The organism is Microcoleus sp. C2D2 (assembly GCF_036702495.1).
In the GTDB taxonomy this organism is placed as follows: domain Bacteria; phylum Cyanobacteriota; class Cyanobacteriia; order Cyanobacteriales; family Microcoleaceae; genus Microcoleus.
The window spans coordinates 1-10029 of sequence record NZ_JAUBTO010000214.1; the positions used below are offsets into that span (position 1 = coordinate 1).

The window sequence follows — 10029 nt, forward strand, 5'->3', positions numbered from 1 at the left end:
ACGTCATATTCTACCATGCTGTGCCTAGATTGTGAACCTTCTTTTTTTGCTGTTACCCCGATTTATTGAGCGGATACGTTAAAACCGACTACAGAATGTGATGAAAAGGCAATTAATTGTAGTCCTCTTTTAGAGGACTTTCGCTGTGAGACAGGGGTTTTCAACCCCTGTCGGACTGGAAGTCAAACGAGAGATTCGATCGCAAATATGAATACTGCTGAACCTTCATTAACTAAAACCGAACTAAGAAAATCGCTCCTCAACACGCGCAAATCCCTATCAGCACAAGAATGGAGACAAAAGAGCGATAGCCTCTGCAACCGCCTGCAAAACTCGCCCCTATTCACCGAAGCAAAAACAATCCTCGCCTACTTCAGTTGTCGTCAAGAACCAGATTTAAGTCCCCTATTTACATCTTCTGTGGAGGAGGCATCTTGCCTGCTCCATTCTGGAGACAGGCAAGATGCCTGTCCCACAAATGCCATTCCCACGCCTAAAAAATGGGGATTTCCCCGCTGTGTCGGCAAAGAGCTATCCTGGCACATCTGGCAGCCCGGAGATGCTTTACATACTGGAGCTTATGGCATACTCGAACCCCTGCCGGATGCTCCTACAATAGACCACTCAGAAGTAGATTTAATGCTCGTACCCGCAGTAGGCTGCGATGTTCGCGGCTATCGCTTGGGCTACGGCGGCGGCTATTACGACAGAATGTTCAGTTTAGCTGAGTGGGAATCAAAAATTGCGATCGGCATTATCTTTGAATTTGCCTTGGTCGCCCAACTACCAGTTGACTCCTGGGATCTACCGCTGCACGGCATTTGTACAGAAAGCGGTTGCAAAATTGCACAGCGAAAATCTTAAACGGGCATAAACAAATTAATTTTCCGCAATTATGCCTATATCCTCTTAATCTAGAATCTAGAATCTAAAATCTAAAATCTAAAATCTAAAATAGTATGGCCCAGCGCTACGTTCGAGTTAAAACAACACAAGGACACATCCATTACGGTTTACTGCAACTGAGCCACAGCGTTCAAGTATTTGATGCACCTCCCTGGTTACAAGGACAACCAACTGATGTGGAACTTTCACCAGATACTTACCAAATTCTCGCCCCGTGCTCTCCCTCAAAAATTGTAGCCGTAGGCAAAAATTATGTCGATCACGCCGCCGAGATGGGAACCCCCGTACCTGCTGAGCCCCTGCTGTTTTTCAAGCCTCCGAGTGCTGTCATCCCCGCAGGTGGAGCGATTCGCTATCCGCAGCAGTCGGAAAGGGTAGACTACGAAGGAGAATTGGCCCTGGTAATTGGCGAACATTGTACCAACTGCACTCCCGAACAAGCACACAGCAAAATTTGGGGCTATACGATCGCCAACGACGTAACAGCCAGAGATTTGCAAAAGCGGGACAACCAGTGGGCCAGGGCCAAAGGGTTCGATACATTTTGTCCCTTGGGGCCTTGGATTGTCCGCGAACTGAGTCCTGCTGCACAATTGCAAACTTTTGTCAATGAGAGCGAGCGACCGGTACAGTCATCCCAGATCGATCGCATGGTATTTTCCCCAGACTTTCTCGTCTCCTACATCAGTCAAATAATGACCCTAATTCCCGGCGATGTGATACTGACTGGAACGCCGCAAGGAGTAGGGCCGCTACAAATAGGCGATCGAGTCCGCATTGAAATTGAAGGCATCGGCAGTCTTGAAAATACAGTAGTTATTAGTCATTAGTCATCAGTCATCAGTCATTAGTTATTAATTAGGTAAGTGCAAAAACAACAATGTCTTTTAGGAGCTTGTAGGGCCGTGTTTAGCGATGATTTGCGCCCTGGAAAGAGTTAGCCATTTCACGCACGCGCCCTCTCCCGACTAATGACCAATGACCAATGACTGATGACTGATTTATCGTACCTGCATATAAACAGCATCCGAAAGCGGAGGAATCTCTGCATAGCGTCCCAAAAGCGACTGAACGACTGCATAGACAAATGCAGCAAAAGCGCCCAAAAACACCATGTTATACAGAGTTTCCGCAATAAATGCGACCTGTAAGCCTTGAGAAAAAATTGGCAAAACCAGACGGCACAGCATCAAAACAATGTCTAAAAGAATCGCCTGCATCGCATTAAAACGAATGAAGTGACTGATGTTTTCGTTTCTAACTACTCCTAAATACAGGGCAAAGAAGATAATTAAGCTAGCAAAGGGCAAACTATAAATTTGCATCAAGGGAGCTAGCGGTATCAACAACAGTTGCAGGACAGGAAACTGTGTAAACAGAAACCTGCCAAAGGCAAGCCCGTCAATCAGCGGGAGCAAATAAGGCAAAGAAGCAAAAATCCGGTCTGGAACAGTTGTAGATCCGCGCCAAGTCATAATGAACTCTCCTGAGTCGATCGATTAACTATCAATTCCATTAAACTCAGGATAACGCAGCAGCCGAGTTTGTGTTCCGACTCGCCCGGAACTTGCTTTTCACTGAGCGGGGAGCAGCCTCAACTACCCGATGCAGGCTTTGTTATTTAATATTAGCGATAGTGAAGCCCATTTGACACTCGTACCGATCGGGCAAATTTTCCGTAGGTTTAGCAACTCGATGCCCGCAACGAAGCTCTCCACCGCTCCAGCGCGGTTGGCCAGTACGATCGGCCAGCAAACAACTTTGGCAAACACACTGAGGGGCAAGCATCTGATTTTCCATTAAAATGACTAACATTTGATACCTCCGGCAGGTTTCACACCAGTAATTTCATTGTATGTCACCAGTTGGGGACAAACGGCTTACCTTGAACACAATGTAATATTTATGTCAATGGTGCGAAATCCGTAGTACGGTATAAGATCCCCAATTCCCCATCCTAAATTTGTCAAGAGGTTGATTATTGTGACGGACAGTAACTTAGAATTCCTTTCCAAAACCGATCCGCTAATTGCCGATTTAATCGGGCAAGAGCTCCAGCGGCAGCGAGACCACCTAGAACTGATCGCCAGCGAAAACTTTACCTCTGCAGCGGTAATGGCAGCTCAAGGCTCAGTGCTGACCAATAAATACGCCGAAGGACTGCCAGCAAAACGGTACTACGGCGGCTGCGAATTTATTGACGGCATCGAGCAAATCGCGATCGATCGCGCCAAACAGCTATTTGGAGCCGCTCACGCCAACGTTCAGCCCCACTCCGGCGCTCAAGCCAACTTTGCAGTATTTTTGAGCTTGCTGGAACCCGGAGACGGAATTATGGGCATGGATTTGTCCCACGGCGGACACTTGACCCACGGTTCGCCGGTCAACGTATCCGGCAAATGGTTCAAAGCTTTTCACTACGGCGTCAGCCAAGAAACAGAACAGCTCGACTACGAGGAAATTTTGGCCAGTGCTAAAGAAAACCGACCAAAATTGCTAATTTGTGGCTATTCAGCATATTCGCGAATTATCGACTTTGAGAAGTTTAGAGCGATCGCCGACGAAATCGGAGCCTACCTGCTCGCTGACATCGCCCACATCGCCGGGTTAGTCGCCACAGGGCACCACCCCAACCCCCTCCCCCACTGTCACGCAGTCACCACCACCACTCACAAAACCCTGCGCGGCCCCCGTGGCGGCTTGATTTTGACCAATGACCCGGAACTCGGCAAAAAGTTCGACAAAGCAGTTTTCCCCGGCACTCAAGGTGGCCCCTTAGAACACGTCATTGCGGGCAAAGCAGTAGCTTTCGGCGAAGCATTAAAGCCTGAATTTAAAACTTATTCGGGTCAAGTAATTGAAAATGCGCGCGCTTTAGCGGAACGGTTGCAGCAGCGGGGTTTAAAACTCGTTTCCGGCGGCACGGACAATCACTTAATGCTTGTTGATTTGCGATCCGCAAACATGACAGGCAAGCGAGCCGACCAATTAGTCAGCGGTGTGAATATTACTGCTAATAAAAATACCGTGCCTTTCGATCCGGCATCGCCCTTTGTCACTAGCGGTTTGAGACTCGGTTCGCCGGCGATGACCACCAGGGGAATGGGAACAGCAGAATTTACCGAGATTGGCAATATTATCGCCGATCGCCTGCTAAATCCAGATGATGAAAGCGTCGCGGCCGACTGCCTGCGTCGAGTAGCAGCACTGTGCGATCGCTTCCCGTTATATCCGCACTTGTACTTGAAAGTGCCGGCATTAGCTTAATTTTCCTGATCGGCAATGGGGAATTGGTAGTTGGAAGTGTACGGGTAAAAGGGTAAAAGAGCAGGAAAAGATTGAGAGTTGCCGGTAGCGATATTGACAAGCGGTTTTCACCAAAAATATCGATCGCCAATACGGTTTTTAGTAAAGATATTTGTGGGGCGGGCCTGGTTTGACTAACGGTATTTGTCGGTTGCGAAAGATACCGCTAGGGCTGGGCCCGCTCGCCAAATATCGACTTTTTTGCTCGCGAAAGAGTCGATATTTCAAATCGTTAATTCGAGAGTTATGAATGAAAAACCTGACAATTCGCCCCAGGGCAACTGCCATTGCGGCAAATCTCCGACTCCCAAACCCCCAGTCGCTCTTCAAGATGTTTCCTTGTTATAAGCCATCTGAAATGTAGTAGACTCTGCCTGACAGCCTAATTGCCCCGCACTATTTAAAATTGATTTCAGATGCCGTACCAGTATCTGTACCACATACTCGCTTTCCTGGTTTCTGCGATCGTCGTCCTCTGGAGTACGCCAATAGTCAAAAAAATTGGTCTCAAAAGCGGGCGAGTCGATCGGCCCGGCGAGCGAAAAGTCCACAAGCGCCCGATGGTGCGCTTGGGAGGAGTTTCCATCTTTCTCGGCACTCTCACTGCCCTCTTATTTGTCTGGCTCTCAGGAGGCTTCATCGATGCTAACGGACAATTTCTCAATCCCAAAGACGAATACGAAATTTGGGGAGTCACCCTCGGCGGCATCGGATTCTTCCTCATCGGTTTAGCAGACGACCTATTTTCGCTCTCGGCATTAAAACGCTTGCTCATGCAAATTAGCGTATCCAGCATCGTTTGGATGGCAGGCGTACAAATTGAGTTTCTCACAGTTCCCTCCCTGGGACTGACTAATATTGGCTGGCTGAGCTTGCCAATTACCGTGATTTGGCTCGTCGGCATGGCGAATGCCATCAACTGGATTGACGGTTTGGACGGTTTAGCTGCTGGAGTTTCAGGGATTGCAGCAGTTGTAATGCTGATTGTCAGTCTGTCGATGCACCAACCGGCGGCGGCCCTGATTGCAGCGGCTTTAGCTGGCGGGGCCTTGGGATTTCTGCGCTACAACTTCAATCCGGCTCAAATCTTTATGGGAGATGGCGGGGCTTATTTTATCGGGTTTACTCTCGCTGGAGTGGGAGTAATTGGGTTAGTTAAAACTACGGCTGTTACTTCTGTGCTGCTGCCATATTTAATTTTAGCTGTACCGATTTTAGATATGTCGGCGGTGATTCTCGATCGACTTCGCAACGGCAAGTCACCGTTTATTGCTGACAAGCGCCATCTCCACCACCGACTTCTACAAGCCGGACTATCCCATCGATTTGCGGTTTTATTTATTTACTCACTGACACTGTGGGTGGGAAGTTTAGCCCTAGCTTTTTCGCTTCCGAGCGGCGTAATTTACGCTATGGGTGCAACAAGTTTGCTGGGATATGCTAGCTGGAAAGTTTGGAGACACGCTAGGTGAAGGAAGAAGGAAGAAGGAAGAAGGAAGAAGGAAGAAGAAAGAAGGAAGAAGGAAAAAAAATAATTTCTAATGCCCAATGCCTAATTCCCAATGCCCAATGCCTAATTCCCAATGCCCAATGCCTAATTCCCAATTCCCCAATCTAAAATCTAAAATCTAAAATCTAAAATTGAATGGTTGCTGAAATTATTTGTGTGGGCACTGAATTGCTGTTAGGCGATATTCTTAATAGCAATGCCCAGTTTTTAGCCAAAGAATTAGCGAGTTTGGGAATCCCTCACTACTATCAAACAGTGGTGGGGGACAATCCAGAACGCATTAAACAAGTGTTAGAAATCGCCGTGGGCCGATCGCAGCTTTTGCTTTTCACCGGAGGCCTAGGCCCCACACCGGACGACCTCACAGTCGAAACCATCGCCGATTTTTTTGGGGTTCCCTTAATCGAAAAGCCGGAAATTATCGCAGATATCGAATACAAATTTGCCCAGCGGGGACGCACCATGAGTCCCAGCAACCGCAAACAAGCTTTGATTCCAGAAGGTGCGGACATTCTGCCAAACCGCAGCGGTTCAGCACCGGGGATTATTTGGCAGCCGGTTCCCAACGCGACAGTGATGACATTTCCCGGAGTACCGGCGGAAATGCACTTGATGTGGCGAGAAACCGCCGTTCCTTACCTGCAAAATAACGGCTGGTGCAGCGAAACTATTTACAGCCGCACGCTGAAATTTTGGGGTATTGCTGAGTCGGCACTGGCAGAAAAGGTAGATAGTTTTCTGAATTTAACTAATCCTACTGTTGCTCCTTACGCCAATCACGGCGAGGTGAAACTCAGGATTTCGGCCCGCGCGGAGTCGAAGGCTGCTGCTAAGAATTTAATCGAGCCGATCGAACAACAGTTGCTGCAGATTGCTGGCCTTGACTGTTACGGTGCCGATACCGATACCCTCGCCTCGACTGTCGGTAAATTGCTGCTGTTGGCTGGCGAAACTCTTAGCGTGGCTGAATCCTGCACGGGAGGCGGGTTGGGAGCGATGCTGACCGGTGTTGCCGGGAGTTCGAGGTACTTTTTGGGCGGGATTATTTCTTACGACGATCGGGTTAAGGAAGGATTATTAGCTGTTAATCCCCAAGATTTAGCCTCCTGTGGGGCAGTCAGCCACCAAGTGGCAAAACAAATGGCTGCCGGAGTGCGCCAAGGCCTCAATACCAATTGGGGATTGAGCATTACAGGCATTGCCGGGCCAGGAGGCGGCACAGACGCTAAACCTGTCGGACTGGTTTATGTTGGTTTAGCCGGCCCCCACGGCGACCCAGAAAGTTTTGAATACCGCTTTGGCGAGGCCCGAGGCCGCGATTGGATTCGGAATCTCAGTAGCTGTACGGCGCTCGATCGGCTGCGGCGTAAATTATTGTTGGCAAAAGCGTAGAAAATATCCAGCGTTTTGTCAATTGTCAACAGTCAGGCGTAACCTTAAGCTTTATTTAACACTCTGTACTCCGAGATAGTTCCGCAATTTTCCCCTTGCCTCTTGATTATCTGTAAAGATTCGTTATGATAATAAGATAGGACTGATTGGCAAATATACTGACTCTCTCCATTGCTCAAAATAACTAGCAAGCGAGAAAGCAAGTTTGACCTTTGGTTTCAAAGTCGTGCTTGCTTATTTTCAGAGATTTAGCCGTCGGTTTAGCAATCTAGACTATAAAAAAAGGAGCTATCCGTTCAATGGAAGACATTGAAAAGGTGCTGGAACAAATTAAAGAATGGGTTCGCAAGCTGATAGAAGGACTGCTGAATCCCGAAGCTCAACCGGAACTCGAACCGATTCCTATTCCGGTCAACCAACCGAGAAATCGCCGGTAGTTCGGTACGGGATTTGAAGTTTGAGGTGTGAGGTTTGAGGTTTGAGGTTGCAGACTGGTTCTAAATCCCAAGTCAAAACTCTCATAATTTTTGTGGCGCTGGAATTTTAAAAATTGTTAAATATCCTGGTACTTCACGGCCCTAATCTGAATCTATTGGGTCAGCGAGAACCTGGAGTTTATGGTTCTGCGACTTTAAATGATATCAACAAATTGCTAGAACGAGAAGCGCAAGCCCTCCAGGTGAAAGTCTCAATTCAGCAGTCTAATCATGAAGGCGTCTTGGTGGATGCAATTCACTCGATGTTAGGGCAGCACCAAGGCTTATTGATTAATGCTGGAGCTTATACTCATACGAGTGTGGCAATTAGAGACGCGATCGCCGCTGTGAATATCCCTGCGGTAGAAGTTCATCTGAGCAATATTTACCGGCGGGAAGCTTTTCGGCATCACTCGTTTATCGCAGCGGTGGCGCTCGGGCAAATCAGCGGTTTTGGATCGGAAAGTTACCGGCTGGGGCTGCAAGCTCTAGTTACTTACCTGATTGAAAATTAAAAATTCACTGATGGTTCAGAGGAGGGCAGGTTTTAGATGGAAAACCAGCCCTTACAATAGTCCGGACAGTTTTTAGTTCGCCGTCTGAAACCTTCGATTTTCCGTTGGTAGGGAACTTGCCTTGGAGCCTTGAAACCCTTATTCTACGGTTGGCAATCAAAAACTGTCCGAAGTATTGCCCTTATATGTTTGGGTTTAATTCAAATTAATCAGAAGGCTTAGGCAAAGAGGGAAACAAGGAAGAATTATAAATTGCCAATTATAAATTACAAATTATCAATTACTAAGAACTTGAGTTAAATTAAAATGCGGCATTCCCTGTTGAGCAAGTTTCAAGGAACCATCCTGGGGGCAGTTTTAGGAGACTCTATAGGTCTGCAATACCAGAGGCAACTCGTGGGTATTCCCCCCCAAATAGGAGACTTGCCGCCGATTTTACAACTGACGAAACACCAACAATTGACACAGGGTGGGGCAAGATTGGCGTTGAATTATCCCCAGAGCAAAATCCCAACTGGCAAACAATCATCCGAATGCGGCAGACTTGCGGTGGCGTGCGCTCAAAGTTTAATTCGGGGTAGGGGTTTAGATTTAAAAGATTGGCGCGATACTTGGGAAGCATTTGCCAATTCCGAAATCAATCATCCGCTTCGCAGTGAGTTTCAAAGCCTGCTTAACCCTTCTGAAGCTGCCGTTGCTGCGCTGCCATGCGCGATGTTTTTTCACGAAAATAAAGCCAAGCTGCGAGAAAAAATCATGCTGGCGATAGAGGTTTGGCCCAAGGAAAACAAGCCAGAATGGGAAACAGCAATTTTAGCAGTAGGATATGCGATCGCCAGAACTCTCAAAGATAAACTTGACCCCGCGACAGCAATCGAGCAAACAATTGCTTACCTGAAAACAGATAATGCCTTAACAGAGCTGCTGCTGCAAGTGCAAATACTACTACAACGGGGAGCCGATTTAGAAACAGCTACCACTCATCTGTGCAAAAGCGCCACAGAAGCGCGAGAAAGACAGGGCGAGGGCGAGAAAAAATTACAAACCGAGTCAATTGTCAACCCAGGAAATTTCATTCCCATTGCCTTAGCTTTCTACTGCTTCTTGAACACCCCAGAAGACTTGCGCTTGTCAGTGCTGCGGGCGGCTCGCTGTGGCATAGCCGGACAACTCACCTGCGCTTTGACGGGAGCTTTGTCTGGAGCTTACAACGGGGCTGCTGCGATACCTGTAGAATGGCGACAGGTATCTTCGGCTACCCTTGAACCGGGGTCGTTGGTCTGTGGTCGAGAACCCTCGCTCTGGGGAACGGGCAGCGATGCAAAAATTGTAGAGTTAGCAAATAACCTGTTTGCTGTTTGGGCGGGAGTTTACACACCAGATGCCGGCCCTTCTTCCGCAGCGCTAGCCCTATCGGTGGCTGCACCTTATGTCATTAGACCTCGTAAAATATAAATTTTTGAGCTTTTAACAGGGAGGCGAAACCAGAAATTAGCAATCAGAAATGAGCAATTAGCAATTAACAAGTTAAAAACGAAAGCCGAAGGACAGCGATAATTAAAGATTAAAAAGTAAAAAATTAAATCGGACGCGCTTGCCCCAAAAAACCGGGTTTCTACGAGAATATGGGGTTGGGAAACGAAGAATCGAGGGAGAAACCGGGTTTTTAGCCGCAGCGCGCGATTTCTGTTCGAGATGGACAAGGGAAGCAAAGAAGCTGCTTGCGTTGTTGGCCACAGTCAGGCAACCCAACTGCTGGCGATACTTACGCAAAGTAGCGTGGGGGGTGAGAAGCTGTAACCAAAATCCTATTCACATCTACTCATTTCTTATGAAATGAGTAGATGTGAATCAGTATATAGTGTGACTCAAAGCGATCGAGAGGTAACAATGCTGTGCCGGCTTCAAAACAGAATTGAAACTG

At 47.7% G+C, this 10029-nt stretch carries 11 protein-coding genes; 9 read left to right on the plus strand and 2 right to left on the minus strand.

Features of this window, described 5'->3' with window-relative positions; genetic code table 11:
* The first annotated feature begins 207 nt into the window (after positions 1-207).
* Positions 208-864, plus strand: a complete 657-nt coding sequence (locus tag QUB61_RS35425; protein WP_333132220.1) for a 5-formyltetrahydrofolate cyclo-ligase — start codon at positions 208-210, stop codon at positions 862-864.
* 95 nt (positions 865-959) lie between these two features.
* On the plus strand, positions 960-1736 hold the full coding sequence (locus tag QUB61_RS35430) for a fumarylacetoacetate hydrolase family protein (RefSeq protein ID WP_333132221.1): 777 nt from the start codon (positions 960-962) through the stop codon (positions 1734-1736).
* Positions 1737-1907: 171 nt separating this feature from the next.
* On the opposite strand, the gene QUB61_RS35435 is transcribed toward QUB61_RS35430, so the two are convergent.
* Together QUB61_RS35435 and QUB61_RS35440 are read right to left on the minus strand one after the other, a co-directional pair.
* On the minus strand, positions 1908-2381 hold the full coding sequence (locus QUB61_RS35435) for a Tic20 family protein (RefSeq protein ID WP_333132222.1): 474 nt from the start codon (positions 2379-2381) through the stop codon (positions 1908-1910).
* 142 nt (positions 2382-2523) lie between these two features.
* Positions 2524-2721, minus strand: a complete 198-nt coding sequence (locus tag QUB61_RS35440; RefSeq protein WP_332956567.1) for a hypothetical protein — start codon at positions 2719-2721, stop codon at positions 2524-2526.
* 168 nt (positions 2722-2889) lie between these two features.
* Between QUB61_RS35440 and glyA the strand changes: the two genes are divergently transcribed.
* The 7 genes from glyA (at position 2890) to QUB61_RS35475 (ending at position 9560) form a co-directional block, all read left to right on the plus strand.
* The gene (gene glyA / locus QUB61_RS35445; protein ID WP_333132223.1) at positions 2890-4173 is read left to right on the plus strand and encodes a serine hydroxymethyltransferase; all 1284 of its coding nucleotides are present in this window, start codon (positions 2890-2892) and stop codon (positions 4171-4173) included.
* Positions 4174-4628: 455 nt separating this feature from the next.
* On the plus strand, positions 4629-5684 hold the full coding sequence (locus QUB61_RS35450) for an MraY family glycosyltransferase (protein WP_333132224.1): 1056 nt from the start codon (positions 4629-4631) through the stop codon (positions 5682-5684).
* A complete protein-coding gene (locus QUB61_RS35455; RefSeq protein WP_333132225.1) occupies positions 5681-5830 on the plus strand; it encodes a hypothetical protein in 150 nt (49 codons plus the stop codon). Before QUB61_RS35450 ends, QUB61_RS35455 begins: the two co-directional genes overlap by 4 nt.
* A gap of 27 nt (positions 5831-5857) precedes the next feature.
* Positions 5858-7114, plus strand: a complete 1257-nt coding sequence (locus QUB61_RS35460) for a competence/damage-inducible protein A (protein ID WP_333132226.1) — start codon at positions 5858-5860, stop codon at positions 7112-7114.
* 299 nt (positions 7115-7413) lie between these two features.
* The gene (locus tag QUB61_RS35465; protein WP_332956561.1) at positions 7414-7551 is read left to right on the plus strand and encodes a hypothetical protein; all 138 of its coding nucleotides are present in this window, start codon (positions 7414-7416) and stop codon (positions 7549-7551) included.
* A gap of 113 nt (positions 7552-7664) precedes the next feature.
* Entirely contained in the window at positions 7665-8105 is a 441-nt protein-coding gene (gene aroQ, locus QUB61_RS35470) for a type II 3-dehydroquinate dehydratase (RefSeq protein ID WP_333132227.1), read from the plus strand.
* 306 nt (positions 8106-8411) lie between these two features.
* Positions 8412-9560 carry an ADP-ribosylglycohydrolase family protein gene (locus QUB61_RS35475; RefSeq protein ID WP_333132228.1) on the plus strand — a complete coding sequence of 383 codons (1149 nt, stop codon included), beginning with the start codon at positions 8412-8414 and terminating at the stop codon, positions 9558-9560.
* The last annotated feature ends 469 nt before the right edge of the window (positions 9561-10029 follow it).